This is a genomic window from Virgibacillus sp. LDC1, assembly GCF_025792345.1.
Taxonomy (GTDB): domain Bacteria; phylum Bacillota; class Bacilli; order Paenibacillales; family Paenibacillaceae; genus Paenibacillus_AQ; species Paenibacillus_AQ lautus.
Genome location: NZ_JAOXLZ010000001.1, coordinates 1,111,803 through 1,132,885 on the forward strand (window position 1 = coordinate 1,111,803; position 21,083 = coordinate 1,132,885).

General features: G+C 49.1%; 20 protein-coding genes and 1 other annotated feature. Of the genes, 18 read left to right on the plus strand and 2 right to left on the minus strand.

Features of this window, described 5'->3' with window-relative positions:
- The first annotated feature begins 15 nt into the window (after window positions 1–15).
- Window positions 16–531 (plus strand): S-layer homology domain-containing protein, encoded by a 516-nt coding sequence (locus tag OHJ21_RS05260; protein ID WP_486019440.1) that lies wholly within the window; start codon window positions 16–18, stop codon window positions 529–531.
- A 78-nt stretch (window positions 532–609) separates the two neighbouring features.
- Window positions 610–1,944, plus strand: a complete 1,335-nt coding sequence (locus OHJ21_RS05265) for a family 43 glycosylhydrolase (RefSeq protein ID WP_486019441.1) — start codon at window positions 610–612, stop codon at window positions 1,942–1,944.
- A 268-nt stretch (window positions 1,945–2,212) separates the two neighbouring features.
- Here OHJ21_RS05265 and OHJ21_RS05270 read toward each other — a convergent pair whose 3' ends face one another.
- The gene (locus OHJ21_RS05270; protein ID WP_486019442.1) at window positions 2,213–4,159 is read right to left on the minus strand and encodes a GTP-binding protein; all 1,947 of its coding nucleotides are present in this window, start codon (window positions 4,157–4,159) and stop codon (window positions 2,213–2,215) included.
- Window positions 4,160–4,439: 280 nt separating this feature from the next.
- Between OHJ21_RS05270 and OHJ21_RS05275 the strand changes: the two genes are divergently transcribed.
- From OHJ21_RS05275 to OHJ21_RS05290, 4 genes are all read left to right on the plus strand, one after another.
- The gene (locus tag OHJ21_RS05275) at window positions 4,440–4,883 is read left to right on the plus strand and encodes a GNAT family N-acetyltransferase (protein ID WP_486019443.1); all 444 of its coding nucleotides are present in this window, start codon (window positions 4,440–4,442) and stop codon (window positions 4,881–4,883) included.
- 433 nt (window positions 4,884–5,316) lie between these two features.
- A complete protein-coding gene (locus OHJ21_RS05280; RefSeq protein WP_486020996.1) occupies window positions 5,317–6,060 on the plus strand; it encodes a metallophosphoesterase family protein in 744 nt (247 codons plus the stop codon).
- Between the two features lie 43 nt (window positions 6,061–6,103).
- Window positions 6,104–6,592 carry a translation initiation factor IF-3 gene (gene infC / locus OHJ21_RS05285; protein ID WP_100536635.1) on the plus strand — a complete coding sequence of 163 codons (489 nt, stop codon included), beginning with the start codon at window positions 6,104–6,106 and terminating at the stop codon, window positions 6,590–6,592.
- Window positions 6,593–6,679: 87 nt separating this feature from the next.
- Window positions 6,680–6,938, plus strand: a binding site (T-box leader).
- A 77-nt stretch (window positions 6,939–7,015) separates the two neighbouring features.
- On the plus strand, window positions 7,016–8,698 hold the full coding sequence (locus OHJ21_RS05290; protein WP_486019444.1) for a glutamine--tRNA ligase/YqeY domain fusion protein: 1,683 nt from the start codon (window positions 7,016–7,018) through the stop codon (window positions 8,696–8,698).
- Between the two features lie 99 nt (window positions 8,699–8,797).
- Here the strand turns inward: OHJ21_RS05290 and OHJ21_RS05295 are convergent, their stop codons facing one another.
- Entirely contained in the window at window positions 8,798–9,661 is an 864-nt protein-coding gene (locus OHJ21_RS05295; RefSeq protein ID WP_486019445.1) for a pentapeptide repeat-containing protein, read from the minus strand.
- A gap of 510 nt (window positions 9,662–10,171) precedes the next feature.
- On the opposite strand from OHJ21_RS05295, the gene OHJ21_RS05300 reads away from it, so the two are divergent.
- The 12 genes from OHJ21_RS05300 to OHJ21_RS05355 all read left to right on the plus strand — a co-directional run bounded on the left by OHJ21_RS05300 (window position 10,172) and on the right by OHJ21_RS05355 (window position 21,012).
- A complete protein-coding gene (locus tag OHJ21_RS05300; protein WP_127590553.1) occupies window positions 10,172–10,597 on the plus strand; it encodes a DMT family transporter in 426 nt (141 codons plus the stop codon).
- Between the two features lie 52 nt (window positions 10,598–10,649).
- On the plus strand, window positions 10,650–11,351 hold the full coding sequence (locus OHJ21_RS05305; protein ID WP_486019446.1) for a Crp/Fnr family transcriptional regulator: 702 nt from the start codon (window positions 10,650–10,652) through the stop codon (window positions 11,349–11,351).
- A gap of 39 nt (window positions 11,352–11,390) precedes the next feature.
- Window positions 11,391–11,849, plus strand: coding sequence for a DMT family transporter (locus OHJ21_RS05310; protein WP_486019447.1), 459 nt, complete (start codon window positions 11,391–11,393; stop codon window positions 11,847–11,849).
- A 33-nt stretch (window positions 11,850–11,882) separates the two neighbouring features.
- Window positions 11,883–12,287: an NUDIX hydrolase gene (locus OHJ21_RS05315; RefSeq protein WP_100536641.1), complete on the plus strand. Its 405-nt coding sequence runs from the start codon at window positions 11,883–11,885 to the stop codon at window positions 12,285–12,287.
- A 6-nt stretch (window positions 12,288–12,293) separates the two neighbouring features.
- Window positions 12,294–12,458 carry a hypothetical protein gene (locus tag OHJ21_RS05320; RefSeq protein ID WP_486019448.1) on the plus strand — a complete coding sequence of 55 codons (165 nt, stop codon included), beginning with the start codon at window positions 12,294–12,296 and terminating at the stop codon, window positions 12,456–12,458.
- 167 nt (window positions 12,459–12,625) lie between these two features.
- A complete protein-coding gene (locus tag OHJ21_RS05325) occupies window positions 12,626–13,879 on the plus strand; it encodes an MDR family MFS transporter (RefSeq protein WP_486019449.1) in 1,254 nt (417 codons plus the stop codon).
- A 191-nt stretch (window positions 13,880–14,070) separates the two neighbouring features.
- The gene (locus tag OHJ21_RS05330; RefSeq protein WP_486020997.1) at window positions 14,071–14,523 is read left to right on the plus strand and encodes a DoxX family protein; all 453 of its coding nucleotides are present in this window, start codon (window positions 14,071–14,073) and stop codon (window positions 14,521–14,523) included.
- A 28-nt stretch (window positions 14,524–14,551) separates the two neighbouring features.
- Entirely contained in the window at window positions 14,552–15,178 is a 627-nt protein-coding gene (locus tag OHJ21_RS05335; RefSeq protein ID WP_100536644.1) for a TetR/AcrR family transcriptional regulator, read from the plus strand.
- The gene (locus tag OHJ21_RS05340) at window positions 15,175–15,636 is read left to right on the plus strand and encodes a DUF2269 family protein (protein ID WP_100536645.1); all 462 of its coding nucleotides are present in this window, start codon (window positions 15,175–15,177) and stop codon (window positions 15,634–15,636) included. Before OHJ21_RS05335 ends, OHJ21_RS05340 begins: the two co-directional genes overlap by 4 nt.
- A 178-nt stretch (window positions 15,637–15,814) precedes the next feature.
- Complete coding sequence (locus OHJ21_RS05345; RefSeq protein WP_486019450.1) at window positions 15,815–18,322, plus strand: WG repeat-containing protein; 2,508 nt, start codon at window positions 15,815–15,817, stop codon at window positions 18,320–18,322.
- Between the two features lie 121 nt (window positions 18,323–18,443).
- Window positions 18,444–19,664, plus strand: coding sequence for an MFS transporter (locus OHJ21_RS05350; protein ID WP_486019451.1), 1,221 nt, complete (start codon window positions 18,444–18,446; stop codon window positions 19,662–19,664).
- A 136-nt stretch (window positions 19,665–19,800) separates the two neighbouring features.
- Window positions 19,801–21,012: a Bcr/CflA family efflux MFS transporter gene (locus OHJ21_RS05355; protein ID WP_486019452.1), complete on the plus strand. Its 1,212-nt coding sequence runs from the start codon at window positions 19,801–19,803 to the stop codon at window positions 21,010–21,012.
- The last annotated feature ends 71 nt before the right edge of the window (window positions 21,013–21,083 follow it).

Sequence of the window (21,083 nt, forward strand, 5' to 3'; positions counted from 1 at the left end):
CGGCATGCCATCGAGGTGCTTGCCGCCAAGGGTCTCATTAACGGGATAACGGATAAAGAATATCAACCGCAAACGCCGATCCGCAGAGCGGATTTTCTAATACTCCTAGTCGAAACCTTCGAGTTACACGTGGATGACGGTAGTCCTGGAACGTCTTTTGCCGACGTACCGGAGCACGTGTATTATGGTCGTGCTGCAGGAATTGCGAGAGCGCTCGGCATCGTTCAAGGCGATGGCAGTAATCGCTTCTTGCCTTCATCCCCGATTACACGGGAGGAAGCTGCCGTTATGATCCATCGCGCGATGCAAGTCATCGATATGCCTTCCAATGCCGAATCTGGATCCGCGCTACCAGAATTCAAGGATGCGGGGGCAATCCAAGCCTATGCGCGCGAAGCCGTCGATATCTTGATGCATGCACGAATGCTGCAGGGAGCAAACGGATATTTTCATCCGGAAAAAACGCTGACCCGGGCAGAGACGGCAGTGCTCCTGTACCGCTTGTATAATCTGTTGCCAAGCTACATGTAATCCTTATACCCAGCCTTAGCTGCCATCTGTGCGCGCTTAAGAGGCTTCATCAATAGAATCCGGAGGAGGATCTCACCTATGAAACAGATGTACATGCATCCATATGCAACGACACAGCATAAAACAAGTTCGATGAATCCCGTTATTACCAGCATCTATACGGCCGATCCCTCGGCACATGTGTGGAATGACGGCAAAATCTACGTGTACGCCTCGCATGATGTGGATCCACCCCGAGGCTGTGACCTGATGGACCGCTATCACGTATTCTCTTCGGAGGATATGGTGCATTGGCAAGATGAAGGTGAAATATTAAGCTCCGATGAAGTGAGCTGGGGTAGGCCGGAAGGCGGATTTATGTGGGCGCCGGACTGCGCTTATCGAAATGGAACCTATTACTTCTATTATCCTCACCCGAGCGGATCGGATTGGAACGACACCTGGAAGATTGGAGTCGCCACGAGCGACAAACCTGCCAGCGGGTTTATCGACCAAGGATACATCCAAGGTCTGGGAGGCTTTGCGATGATTGATCCTGCCGTATTTGTTGACGATGACAACCGGGCGTATATGTACTACGGCGGGGGCGGCGTGTGTGCCGGGGTCGAGTTGAACGATGACATGATGACGATTCATAGGGACGTTCAAGTTATGGAAGGGCTGGAGGATTTTCACGAAGCAGCCTGGGTATTCAAAAGACAGGGCCTATATTATCTGACTTACGCGGACAATCTGGAAGGAAATAACCGAATGCGTTATGCCATCAGTGACCATCCGCTTGGACCGTGGACATACCAGGGCATATTCCTGGAGCCGACCGGCTGTTCAACGTCCCATGGGTCCGTTGTCGAGTTCAAAGGAAGCTGGTATTTGTTCTATCATAATCAAGCGATATCAGGTGAGGGCACTCTCCGTAGCGTATGTATTGACGAGCTTCACTTCAATGAGGATGGCACGATCCAGACCGTGGGCCAAACGATCGAGGGGGTTAAGTCCGTTCCGGGACGGTCTTCGTCTTTTCCGAAGCTGGAGGTATATGACGCAGCGATATGCCTGGTGGGCGGCGGTGCCGAGCTTAGGCGGAACGAAGATGGTGTTACCGTTGCAACCAATCTGCAATCCGATACGGCATGCTGCCGTTTTGAAGATGTAAATGGCGGCTCGACAGGAGGTAGGGCTGAAGTTGGTATCGTCTACGGTACAGCGGAACGTTTGGCTAAACTGAGATTGAGCATTAACGGTAAAGATTATTCATTTGTTAACGCATTGGATACGGGAGGTATCCACGAAAGAACAGGATACACGGGAATTACGGTTGTGCTGAATGCCGGGAATGAGAATACCGTCGAGTGGAGCGGGGGACATGGCGAGATGGTGATCGAGGCGTTAATTGTAAAGCATCTGGAAGATTGATTTCTCCATCATTCTTTATTTGCATCTGGGAACCTGAATGAGAAGGTACGGGGATGGGTTCGAGTTAGTCTGTGCATGCAATCGCTTATAGCGGGCATGCGCAGGCTATTTTGTGCGGGAAGTAGTAGAAGAAGAAAAATAGCGGGCGAGATCCTCTCTCGACACCGCTATCAGTCTTTACATCCTATGCGGGTGGTCCGCCTAACGCGAAATACGCTGAATTATATACCAACATTCAATTCCATCAGCCGCATTTCCACCTGGATTCTTACATAATCTTGTTCAAGTAAAGCATATATTCACCGCGGTTCAGCGGGTTGACTTGTCGCCGTTTATTCACAGGGAAAGGGGCCTGCGCCTTCACGTAGCCTCCTGGTTTAACGGAGAGCATGCCCTCACCGCTTGTCAGAGAATGGACTTCGGCTTTCAGCAAGTCGGTTGTCCGCACGGGGATGGTACCATGCACGTATACAGCATTATTGTGGAATGTTGGTTCCTGATAGGTCCCTTCCAGTGCCGCCAACTTGGATAACACTTTGCTTAAACTGGTTTCCGGGACAATGAATTGGATCACGTTCATGGGCTCATATACTTCCGTTCCGGCTTCGTTGAGCGCAGACATGAGGACGAGCGGAGTCAGGCTGCGAAAATCCTTTGCCGTCGAAACCGGACTTGCGTAACCGGTATGCGTCAACGTGACAATCATATCGGTCACGGACCATCCATACAGCCCCTCCTGCAGCACCTCGAACACCGTGTCTTTAATTGCTTTTTGAAAGGATAGGGGGAGGGAGCCCAGCTCCACTTCCAGGCGGTACTGAAGTCCGGTTCCTGACTCGCCGGGTTCGACCCGTATGCCCACCGTTGCATAAAAAGGACACTCGCCCATATATTCAACAGCCTCTCCGGTGGCAACAGGCTTCTCGATACAAATGACCCGCGGAGCTGAAAATACAGCTTCGATGCCGTATTGCTGCTGGATCGTTTCCAGCAGAATTTCTTGCTGGACTTTGCCGAATACGTGGATGATATGTTCCTTGGTTATCGAATCCTGGATATATTGCAGGAACGGATCCTCTTCGGTGAGATCGCTTAGGGCAGTATGAAGTTGATGCTCATACTCTGGATCCTTGGCCGAGACTTGGACTTGAATCGGCGGTTTCTGAAAGTGGACCCTCTTCATCCTGTCGGAAACAGTGCCGATAACGTCGCCCACCTTGAGTTCATCGGTCATGAGAATCGCAATGTCTCCGGCATCGATCTGATTCACCGACATGGATTTGCCATGGTGCAGAGCATGTAGGTGTTTTACCTTGAACATGGTGGTGTTGCCGTTCTGCGTTATCACCGGAATCTCGTCTCGTGCTTGAATACTACCGGCGAACAGCCGGAGGTATACGTTCCGTTCCCCATTCAGAAGTTTAATTACTTTGAACACTATGCCGGATAACGCTTCATGCTGAAGCACCGAGGCGTCATTAACGGGGAAAAACTCACCGAGCGTTTGGCGCAGCGGCTCGATGCCGATCCCTTTGGCTGCCGATCCTGCAAATAGGGGGTACACTTTACCTTGCTGGGTTTGCCTGCGTAATGCCTCCTGCAGCCGCTCGCGAGTGATGGGAATATCTTGGGCATAGTCGTTCAGCAGATCGTCATTGGCCAATGCCAAAATTTCGATCCAGCCGACGCTATGGGGATCGGCCACGTCCACCCGAACGGCTGCGCTGCCTTCATGAGTTATAGAGCTCATCTCGCAAATATGTTCATCCAGCAGATGCCGTATCATGGTATAGACATTCTGGTAATTCGCGCCCATTCGATCGATTTTGTTCATGAATAGAAGGGTGGGAATCCCTTGTTCTTTCAGTGTTTGCATGAGCACCCGTGTCTGGGCCTGGACGCCCTCAACCGCGGAAATCACCAGAATGACGCCATCCAGCACACTTAGTGAATGCTCGACCTCCGAGATGAAATCGGCATGTCCCGGCGTATCGATCAGATTGATTTTTAGATCCCCCAACATGAAGGATACCGCAGCGGATTTGATCGTGATGCCTCGTCTGCGTTCAATGTCCAGCGAATCCGTGATGGTATTGCCTTGGTCAACGGAGCCCGCTTGATCAATAATGCCGGACCTGAACAGGATTTGCTCCGTTAGTGTGGTTTTACCGGCATCAACATGGGCCAAAACTCCAATATTCAATATTTTCTTCATATATCATTACCCTCATTCGTTTCATGGTTAGTTGTCCTTTCCGTTGGATGTTATCGTTCAATTGCCGCATCAATATCGCCTCCATAATAATAAAGTTACTTCTAGTTTATCCATTGAGAGATATTCGGAATATGTAAACAATGCTTATAATCATTCATTATCTTGCTCTATATCCGGCAGCGTGCAGCGTCTTATTTGAGTTTACATATTTAATACCGTGAAAAATGGTCGGCATTGGATTAGGATAAAGGCATACACCCTATATGAAGGAGTCTTGCATTTGATAACACTTCATGCCATAGATAAAGACAATTGGGAGGATTGCATCCGTCTTAAACCCACACCTGAACAGGAGAAGTGGATTGCCCCGAATCTATATTCGATAGCGGAAGCTCAATTCATGGAGGGCTTCGAAACGCGTGCGATCTACCATGATGAAGAGATGATTGGATTTGTAATGTATGGTCTGCACCCGCACGATGATAACTACTGGATATACCGGTTTATGATCGACGGTAAGTTTCAGGGACTGCATTATGCCAAACCCGCGATTCGTTTGGTTCTCGAGAAGATTCGGAGCTCGCCGGATACGACGGACGATGTTATGCTATGTTACAAACCCGAGAATGAGCGTGCAGAAAGACTCTATTCCCAAATCGGATTTAAAGAAGCCGGGATTGCCCCTTGGGGAGACGTGATGGCTAAATATAGTTTTATTGAATAGAGAAAAGCCGTGCGTTCAACCATTTCCTATGGCAAAACGCACGGCTTTTTTAGCTCGATCTTTATGGGTGCACAATGAATTGAGCCTCCTCTAACAATTCAATTGCTTCACCGTTCGGGCTGTACACGAGTGCATTTTTCACCAGAAGCGGAGGTTCGCCCAGCGGGAGGGTGCTCGGTTCCTCACAAGGCGTTGCTCCGTATTCAAGTGATGTTGGTGTAAAGGAGAATATGCTATTATACCTAAATAGCAAAGTAACTCGGATTGGATGTCCTTAAATTATAAGTGACAAGGAGTAACATCGGTGGAAGAGCTTGCTGACTTTCAGGATTCGATTGCAGGCATGGGTCCGTCAAAATCATGAATCAGCCTGAAGAACCTGCTGGAGAACAGAGTGGTATTATGACTAGGGTAGGAGGGGACTACGATTCGAATATTAGCAATTAGCGACATTCATGGCTGCTACGATGAATTCAACCAGTTATTGTCTGACGTGCAGTACAATCCCGCTAAGGACCAGCTGATCTTGCTTGGGGATTATGTGGATCGCGGATTAAGAAGCAGGGAAGTCATTGAGCAAGTGATGGAATTGCGGAATGCAGGGGCTGTCACTCTTCGGGGAAATCATGATCAGATGATGCTGGATGCCATTATGCTTGATACGGATGAAGTGAACTCACGCTGGATTCGCAATGGAGCTCGACATACGATAGAAAGCTACTGCGGCGCCGATTTTTTTGAGGGTGAAATGGATCGTGCCAGATATAACGAAGGTAAAGCCTATATTAAAAACCAGTTTGGGCACCATCTATCCTTTCTCGATACGCTGGCCCTCTATTATGAAACAGACACCCATATATTCGTGCATGCAGGGATCAATCCGGGTGTGGATGACTGGAAGCTGCAGCCTCATCATGATTTCATCTGGATTCGTGATCCATTCTTCAATTATCCGACGGGCCTTAACCAAACGGTGGTGTTCGGTCATACGCCGGCCATGAACTTGCATGATTCGGAGGGGATCTGGTTTTGTGACGAAGGGGACAAAATCGGTATCGATGGAGCGTGCGTGTACGGTAAACAGCTTAACTGCTTGGAAATCACGGAAGAGCAGGAATACCGAACGCATTCTGTTCGCTTCATTCGCAATGATGTGAACGTAGAGGAAGAGAAATGAAATGAACGAATATCTACATGACTTTCGTTAGGAGGATCTGTTCATGTTAGTTATGAATGAAAAGATAAAAGCACGCGAAGTAGAACTGACCGGCCTAAACGGCGAAGATCTGGGAGTCGTCTCCAGGGATGAGGCGCTTGCGCTGGCGAAAAGTCACAAAGCCGATTTGGTGTGTACCTCGTTATTCAGCAGTCCCCCGCCATGCAAGCTCGTAAGCCGGGGTCAGGCGAAGCAGGAGGCCGTAAAAGAGAAGAAGGGCCAATCAGCTACATCCGGTCCGATGAAAGTAAAGGAATTCCGTTTGTCCGTACATATTGAAGAGCATGATTATGACACCAAGCTGTCGCAAATGCATAAGCTGCTGGCAGCGGGCAAAGCTGTCCAGCCCGTTATTCGTATTCAAGGCAAGGAGGGCGAAGCCGCCCGCAAGCTGCTTGAGCGACTCGTTCAAGATTTGGCTGAGGCAGGCAAAAAGGAGACGGGCATTCAGGTCAGCGGCAAGCAGGCTACGGTGAAGCTGCTGCCGAACTAAGCTGACGGAACGCATGTTCAGGCGTTTCATTTTAGCAAAGTGCCATGGTTTACTTTTTTATATTTAGATGATACTATGGATCAAATTGTAAACGCCATGAAGAGAAGAGTAGATGAACAGGAATCCCCACAGAGAGCTCCGGTAAGCTGAAAAGGAGTTGGAAGCCATTCATTGAACCAAGCCTCTGAGCGGCGCATCGGAACTTATGGATAAGGGATGGTGCGACAGGAGCTCCTGTTACAGAGCTAGGGTATAAGCGATCGCGTGATGGCCGTACCTGATAAGGCGGGTATCGTGAGATATCGGCGAATAGGGGTGGCACCGCGAAACCAATCTCGTCCCCAAGACTTATGTCTTGGAGGCGGGATTTTTTTGTTTTTTACGGAGTTACGGCTGAAAAAACTACGTAAGGAGGAGTTAGGTATGAGAGACGATAAAAACAGGGGAGAAGAAACGGTGGATTTTTTGACCAGGATGGTTAAGGAGGATGTAGAGAACAACGTGTACCACAGGCCGGTGGCTACTCGGTTCCCACCGGAACCGAACGGTTATCTGCATATCGGCAGCGCCTATGCAATTTACATCAATCATTCCATTGCCAGCCGGTTTAACGGGACATTCAACCTTCGGTTCGACGATACGAATCCGTTGAAGGAAGATGTCAAATACGTGCATGCGATTCAGGAGGATATCGAGTGGCTTGGACTTAAGCCGAACGTTTATTTCGGGTCGGATTATGCGAATCAAATTGCTGAAGCCGCCAAGAAACTCATAACCAAAGGAAAGGCTTACGTCTGTGATCTCACGCCTGAACAAATGACGGAATACCGGGGGACGCTGACCGAAGCCGGCATGAACAGCCCGTTTCGGGAGCGCAGCATCGAGGAGAATTTGGCGTTATTTGAGCAAATGATCGCAGGGGCATTCCAAACGTCGGAAAAAGTACTTCGAGCCAAAATCGATATGTCTTCTCCCAACATGAACCTGAGAGATCCCGTTCTGTATCGTATCCTTCATGCGAAGCATTACCGTACGGGAACAACGTGGTGTATATATCCGATGTACGATTTCGCCCATCCGATCCAAGACTGGATTGAAGGAATTACCCATTCGCTGTGCTCAGCCGAATTTAAAGATCATCGACCGTTATACGAGTGGGTGCTTACGGAGCTGGAAGTGACGGAGCCTCCCAAGCAGCGGGAATTCGGAAGGTTGAATATCTCGGGATACGTAACGAGCAAGCGATACCTGAGGGAACTGGTGGAGGGGGGCTTTGTCGACGGATGGGATGACCCCAGACTGCCAACGTTGAAAGGATTACGGCGGCGAGGCGTGACTCCTGAGGGCATCCGGCGTTTCCTGGGAGAACTCGGGGCGTCTCGCGGCAACAGCCTGGTGGACTCGGGCATGCTCGACCATTATATCCGTCAAGACTTGAAGGAACGGTGTTTTAATGCGATGGCCGTCATGAAGCCGCTGAAGGTGATTATCACCAATCTTTCAGAAGATTGCACCGAGATGCTTGCTATACCGAATCATGAAAAAGATGAAACGTTGGGTGAGCGGCAGGTTCCTTTTTCACGAGAGCTGTACATCGAACGAGCGGACTTTATGGAGGAGCCGGTTCCCGGATTTCATCGGTTATCCCCTGGCAAGGAAGTGCGCCTGAAAGGAGCCTACTTCATCAAATGCGAACATGTCGTGAAAGATCCAGCAACGGGAGACATCATGGAGATTCACTGCACGTATGATCCATTAACGAAGAGCGGAAGCGGATTTCATGAGCGGAAGGTGAAAGCAACGCTGCATTGGGTATCCGCGAAGCACGGGATCCCGGCGGAGCTTCACTTGTATGAAAAATTGCTGAAGGAATCAGCCGAGTTATCAGAATCGAATAATGTTTGGGAGGATCTGATGAACCCCGATTCATTGATTCGAATCGAAAACGCCATATTGGAGCCTTCTATGCTGAAAGCGACGATGAACCGAACATACCAATTCATCAGACACGGCTATTTCTGCGTGGATTCCAAATATACGACCGAAGACAAGCTGGTGTTCAACCGTATCGTTCCTTTGAAGGATTCATGGAAGAAGCGCGCTTAAAGTCGTTTGGCCAACATCAAAAATCCGACAGCCAGTCAGCTGCCGGATTTTTAGTGTTTATAGTAAATCATCATCTGTTCTTTCCTAATATATTGAGCGTTAACGCGTCCAATGTCCCGGTCGAGATAAGGAGGGGGGCAGCTTGGTGCTGGCGTCTCCTTTCGCTGCGTTAACCTGGAATTGCGTAAGGAAGAGGCTGGTTGCTAGATTGGCCCCCCTAAGGTCTGCGTCCCTTAAATCGGCACCGATCAGATCGGCAGCCCGCAGATCGGCTCCTCTGAGGTCCGCGGCAATGAGATAAGCTCCTCTCAGATTGGCGTATCTCAGGTCTGCTCCTTTAAGCTTAGCTCCCATCAAGTCAGCACCGCGGCCTCCGATCTTTTGACGCACAGGTGGCCCTTTATGCTTCTTTCGCGCATCCTCCCGCACAAGCTCACTGGTTCGTAGAAGCAGCTGATTCACTTCTGCCCGATGAGCTGCCACATCCAGCCGTAACAGGGATTCGGGAGGAAGCTGAGTCAACCGGAGCGTCTCTTTTAGCGATAAACTCAGATCGGGTTGAATGTCTTGAGCCGGTTGCAAAGCCAGGGCTTCGTTCAGATACCATAACAGCTCGTGAAGCTGCCGCATGATCGGGAATACGTCAAACATTTCTTTTGCGGTCTCAGGAGCCTGCCGCCAGTCGCGACCGTTATACGTGACCTGTGAAACCACTTGGCCTGCTCCGAAGCAGTCGTATACGGTGCAGCCTCTCATACCTCGCTGCCTCAAGCTGCTGTGCACGCCGCAGCGGAAGTCGGATTGCAGATGGTGACAAGGGGTTCCGCCGTCTTTGTCCATGGCAAAATCCGTGGAGGCGGCGAAGGGTAAAGCGACGCAGCATAATCCAAAGCAGCGTTCGCAATCCGCTTGTAATTGTAATCCGCCCAGTTCATTGGGGACTTGTTCTTGTTTGTCTAGCATAACGTTAGAGGAGCTCCTTCCAAATCGGTGTTACGTCAATGAGTGACATCTAGTTCTATTTTAAAACAAAATGTTCATAGAGTCATAGATGCAATCTTGGTTTAAACTGTTTTATACCTCGGGAATGGGTTGAAATCAGAAACCCCAGATGCTGTAATGCACCATACGCATATTACCAAACGATTTTTTCTCGTTTCACCGAAGGGTATTATCCCATCACGTATCATCAGCCCTCCACGCTAACCGCATGTTACTGGTTCGGCTGCAAGCGGCATGGGCATCCTGAATATGTATAAGTCACGTCATCGTGATAATCCCTTAAGCTGCCAAGGAAATTCCGGCAGCTTTTTGTATGTTACCTGCCAAGCTGACCGATAGTATATAATGAAATTCGTGTCTGGGACATCGCTTTATTTGGAATTTACGTCATTTCAGGACATATGTCCTTTCCTGAGTTTAGGGTATTCACTTTTAATAGTATACAGACCTATAGAAGAAGGAGTATGTATCGTGAGAGGAATCTTATTTGCATTCATTGGCGGTGCCTGCATTACGCTGCAAGGGGTGGCCAATGCCCGAATTAGTCAGGATATGGGCACCTGGCAAGCTGCCGCGGTTACGCAGTTGACCGGATTTATTATGGCTTTCATTATTCTGCTGTTCGTTCGCGACGGAAGCAGACAAGGATTTGGACAAGTGAAGCCGCTCTATCTAATCGGAGGAGCCTTGGGGGCACCCATTATATTCAGCGAGGTGACAGCGATTCAGAACATCGGTGTTACATTAACGATATCCGCGTTATTGATCGCCCAGTTATTCTTAACGTTCCTGATCGACAGCAACGGATGGTTTGGCGTGGTGAAAAAGAGAATGAGCTTGCCGCAATTCATCGGGATCGGAATGATGATCGCCGGTGTCGTGATTATCAAATTGTGATATGGAAAATTCGGTTCATTAGATAGAGTGTTCGGGGAAAGGAGTGAGGGACGTGAAGGAAATTCATAATGCGGAGCTCATGCAGCATTTGTTGCTGAGCAATCAGATCGAGTCCGTATTTCACGATGATTTAATGCATTATCTGGTGTTATATCACTTCGATCAGGGCGACATCGTCTGCACGCAAGGCGAGCCGGCCGAGATGCTGTATATCCTGGTTCAAGGGAAGATTAAAATCTTCACGACCTCAGCGGAAGGCAAAGCGCTTGTTCTATCTTTCAAAACACCGCTAGAGGTGATCGGAGATATTGAATACATTCAAGGCAATCCGTTGATTAATACGGTACAGGCCGTATCATCGGTCTATATGATCGGCGTGCATTATCGCTGGCTTCGCAAATACGGACAAGAGCATCCGCCGCTGCTTCAATTTTTGCTGCGGATCATTACCCGGAAATTTTATATTAAATCCAATTTTTTGAGTTTTAATTTGCTGCATCCGGTGGAGGTACGACTGGCTAGCTATTTATTGTCCGTTTCGGAGGAGGAGTCGGATACGTTGGCTACCCATAACCCGGCCGCGTTCAACCTGACCGATATCGCGAATCTGCTTGGAACCAGCTATCGGCATTTAAACCGGGTGATCCTGAAATTCAGTCAGGAAGGGCTGATCGAGCGTCATAAGGGGAACATTCTGATCAAAGACCGGGATGCGTTAACGCGTGTGGCGGGGGGCAATATTTACGAAGAATAACACACAGTGATGATGAATCATGAAGCAAGGAGATGGAACATGTTAGCAGGATTGGTATTGGCCCTCATCGCGGGTTCATTGGTTAGTTTGCAGAACATTTTCAATAATAGAGTGAATGAGAAGACAGGCTCCTGGTCTACAACGACGTTGGTGTTAGGCATGGGCTTCGTGGCTTCGTTCGGCATGAGTCTTGCTGTAGAAGGCAAAGGAACGTTCGCGTTTCAAAACATGGAGCCATGGTACTGGATTAGCGGGTTGATTGGGGTCGGCGTGGTGATTTGCCTGGTGCATGCGACAAGGCTGCTGGGTGCCACGTTCGCCATTTCAATTGTCATGACCTCGCAGCTCGGTTTCGCGCTGTTGTGGGACTCCTTGGGATGGTTAGGGTTAGAGAAGGTTTCGTTTACCATGAATCAGCTAATCGGTGTTCTTGTGATTGTCGGGGGGATACTCATATTTAAATTAGGCGGGAAACGGGAACAACAAGAAACGGCTTAGCATGAAGTTTACATGATAAGGGGAGGAATCCATATGATAACGGAGATTGACAAAGTCGCCTGGATCCACATTGGGGATGGACGCATATTGGGCGCTCGTTCCAAAGGGAAGGATACGTACTACCTGCCGGGAGGAAAACGGGAACCGGGAGAATCCGATATCGATACACTGGTGCGGGAAATTAAGGAGGAGCTGTCCGTTCGTATCAAACCGGAGACCGCGGCGAATGCAGGCAGCTTCCGAGCGGGCGCTCACGGAAAATCGGAGGGCGTTCGAGTAACGATGTCCTGTTACACGGCGGAGTATGAAGGAGAGCTAAGTCCGGCTTCGGAAATCGAAGAATTGGCTTGGCTAACGTATAAGGATCGGGAGCGGGTCTCTGAGGTTTGCCAGATGATCTTCGATCATTTGCATGAATTGAAGAAACTGGCTGATTAAGCCCCATTGAGAAAAGCATCCTGCATCCAGGCTGCCAACCTGATGAGCGTATTCTATATCCAAACCGGTCCAACGGAAGGATACATCAACAGATCCATGCACCGAAAAAAGACGCTCCCGCGGGAGCGTCTTTCCTATATGGAACAAATGTTCGTTTTGTGGGTCATCTAAATTGAAATGGACAGTATTCGGCTTTCATATTATTAGTATAGCTCAGCGCTCATTATAAGTCTATATTTTGCCAGGGAAATGTTTTATAGTTTGTAATACCCGGCCGGGAAACGTGTTATATCGTAAGCTTATTAACTTGTGCTGTTCGGATGGAGAGAGGGAATTTTGTGCAAATACGATTATGGGATAACAATTTAAAGGTTCGATTATTGGGTGAAGCGCTGTTTAATATGCTGTTTTGGATGTACTTTCCCTTCATAACGGTTTATTTCGGAGCGGCTTTAGGCAATCATATCGCGGGAATCCTCATGACGGTTCCTCCAATATTCAGTATCATCGGCAGCCTGCTCGGCGGGGCTTTAGCCGATCGGATGGGACGTCGCCCCGTCATGCTGCTTGGCGCCTCGCTGCAGACGGTCATGTTTGCGCTGTTCGCGCTGTCGCCTTCGCACTGGATCGATTATGCCGCTTTTATCGGCATCGGATTCGGGGGAGCCATCTATAGACCCGCCAGCTCCGCGATGGTCGCCGATTTGGTTCCTGTTCAAGAACGACGGCAGGTATTTGCAACGTTCACGACAGCGAACAACTTGGGGGCCGTGCTTGGTCCGGCTCTTGGAGCCATTTTCTTTTTTCAGTATCGGCAAGAGCTTCTGTGGTCTTGTTCCTTCGTATTGTTGATCTATTTCATCGCGATTTACTTCATCGTTCATGAAACCCTGCCAGCGCCTGCGAAAAGCGTAGAGCCGACGGGTACGGGTTCAATTCTTCAGGTATTCAAGGAACAGTGGAAGGGATATGGCATCATTTTTCGGGATAAAGTGTTTCTGGTGTACATACTGGCAGGGATATTTGCCCTTGTGACCATCATGCAGCTGGACCTGTATTTGGCGGTATATGTCATCGATTATGTGCCCTCCCAGACGCTGTTCTCCTGGAACGGCCATTCGCTAATGTTATCGAGCACGGAGATTTTAGGGTGGGTGCTGGGCCTTAACGGGCTCCTGTTCGTTCTATTTATTCTTCCGGTAACCAAGTGGTTTCGGAACTGGAAGGAGCGTGACGTATTCGTACTGTCTTCCTTGTTATCCGGTGTAGGTACTTTTGCACTCGGGCTGAACACGAACATCTGGTTTTTGTTCTTCGTAACCATTATCTTCACTTTCGGAGAAATGGTTCGTTCACCGGTGACGCAAAGTTTCATCAGTCGTTATGCCCCGGAGCATGCAAGAGGGCAGTATATGGGAGCTGACAGCTTGCAGTATACGATCGGAAGATTGTTGGCGCCGGTGACGGTATTTCTGTCTGCTTGGCTGCCGCCAATGGGGATATTCAGCATTATCTTGATATCGGCATTAATCAGCGTGGTATTGTATATCCTGCTATTTCGAATATATGTAGAAGAAAAAGGCGCTGCATAACAGGTCTATGATATGAGAGTAGAAAATGAGAGTTGGCCCGGTTGGAAAACAGCCGCAGGCTTGCTCTCTTTTTTGAATGAGATACTGAACGAGCCAGAAGCCTTCAAAGGAATAAATTTGAAATTCATATTTACAAACCGATGGTCGGTATATATAATGAAGTTACGAAATTCGGAAGGTTGGTGAGGTTGATGATACCCTTTGTTGCCATGTTGGTTTCGCTGCTTTTGTTTCGGACGCTGGGTTTCGCAGGCTGGGAGTATGTAAATGATTGGGTCATTTCGCTCAGGTTGGCGGTTGCGGTCCTATTTCTGGTAACAGCTTCTGCCCACTGGGGAAAACGAAGACCCGATCTGATCGCCATGATCCCGCCGGGAATACCTAAAGCTGCAGTTATGGTTACCATCACCGGGGTGCTGGAGATTGCAGGCGCGATTCTCATCGTTATTCCGGCTACCACAGCTTTGGCATCTGCAGGTCTGGCCCTGATGCTGGCAGGCATGTTTCCTGCCAATGTATACGCAGCGAATCACCACTTGTCACTCGGCGGCAAGCCGGTCACTCCAATCGGACCGAGAACGATGCTGCAAATCGTGTTTCTGGCAGCGGTTCTCATGGCGGGATGGCTTCCACCACAGGGGTAATCCATGATCATCAGGGAGGAGTTATGAGATGAAGCAGGAAGAAAGGCGAGAGCATACCAAGCGAATACTGCTTGAAGCCACGGAAGAATTGATAAGGGAGCAAGGCTGCAGCCAAACCACCCTTAATGACATTATGAAACGTTCCGGCTTGTCCAAAGGGGCCATATTTCATTATGTTTCAAGCAAGGATGAGCTGTTTGTGCACGTATTACGAGCGAAACTTGCCGAGCAGAACGAGCAGTTCATGAGCGAAGTGAATAAGCAGGGGGACATCAAGCAGTTTGACGGACCGATGAATACCATTACCAACAGCATGTCGAGACTGGAAAGTCGTGACGATGTCAGCAACCTGATCTTAATGTACCTTATTGGCAAAAGCGATCAGCCCGAGATCGCCGATATTGTGGCTGGCTTCTATAGGGAAGCGACTGCAACTTCGAAGAAATGGATTGTTACAGGCCAGGAAGCAGGGGTCATACCGGAATCCATCGATGCGGAACGGACGGCTGAGCTGTTTGAGCTGTTATCGTTCGGACTACGGATGCGGGGGCTTATCGGCGTAGATAGTCATGTATTCAGCACGAAGGATTATGCGGATTTCATCATCGACATTCTCCGTCCCAATCACCAAGAAGAGGGGAAGGATGGCTTATGACGTTATGGTTATTTCTGCACATCGCCGGATGTGTGTTATTCCTCGGCAATATCATTACGGCGGCTTTCTGGAAAGTAAGAGCTGATCTGAAAGGGGATCCGGCAGAAATCCATAACACGGTTAAGAATGTCATGTTAGCCGATATGGTATTTACCCTGCCAGGTTTGCTGCTGATCATCATTTCAGGCGTTGTGATGGCTGTTCAAGCCGGATATGGTATGGGCGGAATGAGCTGGCTGGTGGCTTCCTTGATCCTGTTTGGCATTACGGGGATCCTGTGGGCTGGTTTTTTGATTCCGCTGCAAAAAGGGATGATTCGGCATAGTAAACAATCCATAACGGATGGGGTCATTTCAGTCAATTATAAAAGAGCATCGGTATATTGGGCGGTAGGCGGGACGATAGCCACGCTGCTGCCGGTCGTTATATTGTATTTCATGGTCAGCAAGCCATTTTGAAGCGAAGAGAACGATCTGATTGCCTAAGGTGATCAGGTCGTTTTTTGGATTTGCCTGTCAACCGACAATGGAAACTTAGGGCGTCAGAAGTGCTTCCCCTCAACGCCTTCAGGTGCATATTTGACCATCGTCTGCATACGATTAGGCGAGAAAGCTCTGAACAAGGGAGGATGTCCAAATGTCTGTTAACGACCAGCAGCTGGCACAAATAGCTATGGCCTATCTGCCACAAGGTGCTGAACTTGTACGAATCGATACGCCTATCGAACATCCCGCAGTTATCGCAGCCGACGTCACGGGAGATCACATACCAGAGATAGCCGGTGTGTCCCGATTGGATCATGAGCTTTATTTATTTGTGCTGCTTTACCGCAATGGCGGATATGAGGTCGTTGCCAACGTCTTGGGACAGGGATATGGGGTTACTTCATTGACGGCGGCTCCTGTGTTGAACCCAGGTATGAATCAATTAATCGTAGGTTGGCAGCTCGGTTCCATCTGGTCAAAATTGTCGATATACGCCTGGACGCCAGAGGGCCTTCAAGATATCGCACCTGCTGATATATATTACAGTTATATCGATATTGCGGATATGCCGGGTGCTTCAGGCCCGGATGCCCAGGCTGAAATCGCGCTTTGGATTCACGATACAGGCGAAGCTTATCGAGTCGAGGTCGTTAGATGGAGCCAGGGGGCGTTAGTGACTGCACCGGATGTATACCCCTATTATTTCCCTGTCGTTGTAAGGTACTACGAGAGACTGACGCAAGAACATCCGGATTATTCTTATTATTGGTATTACCTCGCGGATGCACAATATCGGGCCGGGATGCCGGAGGCGGCCCTTGTGTCGGTCCGCAAAGCACTCACGTTTGCAGAACCCTACCCGGCGCGTGAAACGCTGCTTGAACTTGAGAGGCGGATCAAGGAGATGCTGGCAAGCAGAGGGCAGCCACAGCAGCTTGTCGGGATATTTCCGGCATCTGTGAAGACAACCGACGGAACGAAGTGGGGATACATGGATCGTAGTGGAAATTTGGTTATTCAACCTAAGTATGATGATGCGCAGGATTTTCAGGACAATGGTCTCGCGATTGTAGGCGTAAACGGTAAGTATGGTCTCATCGACAGGTCTGACCGTTTCGTAGTACAGCCTATATATCAGTCCATCAGCCCTTTCTCGGAGCGTCGAGCGACCGTGATCGATGATCAAGGGTTTAAGATGGTCAACGAACAAGGGGAAGTGCTGACACGACGAGGATATCCGTATATGTCAGAGCTTAAAGAAGGAAGGGCGGTTTACTATGTAACCGATAATGGCAGTGGAGATGGCGCAAACAGCCGCTACGGATACCTCGACTCCGCGGGCCAAGAGGTGATCCCGGCGCAATATGAGGAAGCGAATGATTTTGTCGATGGCAAAGCTGTTGTGAAAATAAAAGACCATCATTACGCGCTCATTGATCTCCATGGCCGCCGATTGGCTAACTATCCGTTCGCCTATGTCGGACCGCCAGGCGATGGCTTGCTTGCCTTTCAGAAGGATAGCACTGGCAAATACGGCTATATCAACGAGCAGGGGAACATTGCCATTCCGCCGACATATACTTCGGCATTTCCTTTTCATCATGGCAGAGCCATCGTCAACACGGCCGAAGATTACAAGTCGAAGTATGGCGTCATTAATAAGCAGGGCGAATGGGTAATCCAGCCGGAATATAATGATATTCGGGATTTGAATGAAGACCGGTTTGCGCTTGGACGTGCGATGGATCCTGCGCAGCCGTATATTGGCTCGATCTATGCCATAGCAGATTGGGATGGGAAGAAGCTATCCGATTTTACGTATCGCGATGTATCGGACTATAGGCACGGATTGGCCTCGGTTTATGATGCGAAGCAGACGTATTTTATTGATCGAACCGGCAGACCGGCGCCAAGGTATCCCCGAGTGAACGGCAGCGGTTCGCTTACGCTGGAAGCAGGCGGATTGATTAAAGCCCTGGTCAATCAGCGTTTGTCTTACCTGAATCGGTCGGGCCAGGTCATATGGGAGCAGAATACAGTGATTCCGCTGCAACAACCATATAAGGTCATGGAAGAAAAGTATAAACCCAATCCGGATTACTTGGTCTATTATCCACAGATCGAAGGAATGAGGGATCAAGCATCTCAGCAAACGCTGAATACGAAGCTTAAGGAAATGTCACAGGTGAAATTCATTCCTGAGAATCAACAGCTTGATTATTCTTATTCAGGCGATTTTGACGTCATTTTCTATAAGCAGAACCTGCTCGAACTGGAGTTGAACGGTTATCAATATCCCTTCGGTGCCGCGCATGGCATGCCAACCAGAGTATATGCCATTATCAATCTGGAGAACGGCAGGATGTATGAATTGAAGGACTTGTTTAAGCCGGGCAGCGCTTATGTGAAGGAGCTCAGCCGGATCGTTGGCAAGCAGATACAAGAGGATCCTCAGTATTCGTACGTATTTCCGGACAGTTATACGGGTATCGCTGCCGATCAGACCTTCTATGTGACTGAGAACGCGCTTCATTTGGTGTTTGCACCCTATGAGATCGCCCCTTACGCAGCGGGTTTTCCGACGTTCACGATTCCTTTTGCTCAGATCAAGGACATGATCAATACCGAGGGTGAGTTCTGGAATGCGTTTCATGCCTAACCTTTCATCTTCTAGAATTAAAGCCGTGCCGAAACTTTCCATATGACCGAACAAGGTTTAGAATAGATGAAAACTACCCTTACTTATGTTCATGATCATAGCGTAGAAAGGACTTTCATTTGTGGTAACATTTTTTCTTCTTATTATTTATTTGGCCTTTATTAGTTTAGGGCTTCCGGATTCCTTGCTCGGGGTCGCCTGGCCGGCCATGCAGCCGGATATCGGTGCTGCTTTCGAATCCGCAGGGTTGCTATCCATGGTCGTAACCGGAGGCACGATTGTGTCCAGCTTATTTAGTGGGAGCGTGATCGAACGCTTCGGGACGGGTATCGTTACGCTTGTCAGCTGTTTGTTAACGGCGAGTGCGCTGCTCGGTTTTTCGTATGCGCCATCGCTGTTCTGGCTCATTCTACTGGCGATTCCGCTTGGTTTAGGTGCAGGGGCGGTCGATACAGGGTTGAACCATTATGTGGCAAACCACTATAAGGCCCACCATATGAGCTGGCTGCACTGCTTCTGGGGTGTAGGCGCAACGTTAGGGCCAATTATCATGTCCTATTCCATAGGAACTAATGATGCATGGAGGGACGGATATTATACCGTATCGATGCTGCAGTTCGCTCTGGTCTTCATCCTGCTGCTCACGCTCCCACTCTGGAGGATCGTGGCGGGCAAGCATCAGCAGCCTCAAGGCATGCATGAAGCCCAAACAGGAAATGAATCAACGGATAGCAATGAAGCCATGGTCCGGAAGCAAGGAAAGCCGCTTCACATCAGAGGAGTAAAGATAACCCTGTTGGCGTTTTTGTTTTATTGCGGAGTGGAAGCGACCGTCGGTTTATGGGGAGCGAGCTTTCTCGTAGGAACCCGAAATCTGCCTCCGGAAACAGCAGCAGTATGGGTATCCTTGTATTATGGAGGTATTACGCTCGGGCGATTCATTACCGGGTTCGTAACGCTGAGGTTTAACAATCGGACGCTCATCCGTGCAGGGCAAGTGACGGCCATTGCCGGTGCTATCCTGTTATTGCTGCCGCTGCATCCCTATCTTTCTCTCATCGGACTCATTGTCATCGGACTTGGGCTTGCCCCCATTTTTCCTTGTTTGCTGCATGAAACGCCGGCCCGCTTCGGCAAAGCCCAATCGTCCAGAATCATGGGCTATCAGATGGCTGTTGCCTATACCGGCACCACGATATTGCCCCCACTGTTTGGTATCGTTGCGGCCCATGTATCGATAGGTTTGTTTCCCGTCGTCATTTTGTTGTTTGCGCTGATCATGCTGCTGAGCTCTGAGAAGGTGAACCGAATCCTTTATCAAAGCAGGAAGAGCCAGGTTTGATTAGAACCGGGCTCTTCTTTTGTTCGGTATTCCGACGTAAACCCTATACACCTAGCAGGTGGACTATTCTATTTTGGACAAACCTGATACATTATATGAATACAAAACAATAGTAGAGTAGAGGTGTTTGACACATATGCTTCATAACCCGACGGGAAAAGAACGCCTCGGATTAGCCTTGCTCCTCAGCTTGCTTGGCATATTAGGACCGTTCAATATCGACATGTATTTGCCGAGCTTTCCCGACATTGCCGATGATTTAGGCGCACGGGCATCGCTCGTACAGATTAGCTTGACATCCTGTCTGATTGGCCTTGCGGTAGGCCAAATCATAGTCGGACCTATCAGCGATGCGCAGGGAAGAAGAAGACCGCTGCTCATATCGCTTGCCTTGTTTGCCCTTTCTTCCTTATTCTGTGCATTGGCACCCGATATTACGGTGCTTATCATCGCCAGATTCTTACAGGGATTTACGGCAGCCGCGGGCCTTGTCATCTCGCGCGCGGTGGTAAGGGATGTGTTCAGCGGTCGCGAGCTTACGAAGTTTTTTGCCTTATTATCAGTCATTAATGCGGTTGCCCCCATGGTTGCACCGATGTCCGGTGGAGCGATTTTGCTTCTGCCGGGTGCAAGCTGGCATTCGATCTTTTATTTTTTAAGCGTGTTCGGTGCAGTCATCGTATTGATAATTGCTATTCAGTTGAAGGAAACCTTGCCGCGGGAGAGAAGAACCCCAAGCTCTCTTACCCATTCCGTACGTACGATGGGAAGCCTGTTCAAAGATCGATCCTTTATCGGATATGCGTTGACAGTAGGCTTTATTCACGGAGGAAGCTTTGCTTACGTTTCGGGGACGCCGTTTGTATACCAAGGAATTTACGGTGTGTCGCCGCAGGTATTTAGCGTGCTGTTCGGAATTAATGGAATCGCCATTATTTCGGGAAGTTTCATCATTGGCCGCCTTGGCGGCATCATCCATGAACGGAGTTTGCTTCGTGCCGGAGTCATTATTGCAATAAGTGCCACGTTCCTGCTTCTGATTATGACCATGCTCAAAGGGCCTCTTGCCTTTATCGTTATATTGATTTTTATCTATATGATCACGATTGGAATGGTAGCGACCAGCACATTTACTTTGGCCATGGAGAAACAAGGTCATCGAGCAGGAAGCGCAAGTGCTGTCATAGGGTTACTGCCCTTGATGCTGGGTTCGATCGTGTCACCGCTGGTTGGCATTGACGAATCCACAGCTGTGCCGATGGGAGCCATTTTGTTTGCCACCTCCGTGCTGGGTGCGGCCTCGTTTTTCAAACTGACGAAACCACAAGGGAGAGCAGTGGAAAGCTGATATGGTGATTGGGGAGAGGGCGAAAGTCCTCTCTTTTTTGGACGTGCATGCTTAAGAAAATATGCAAAATA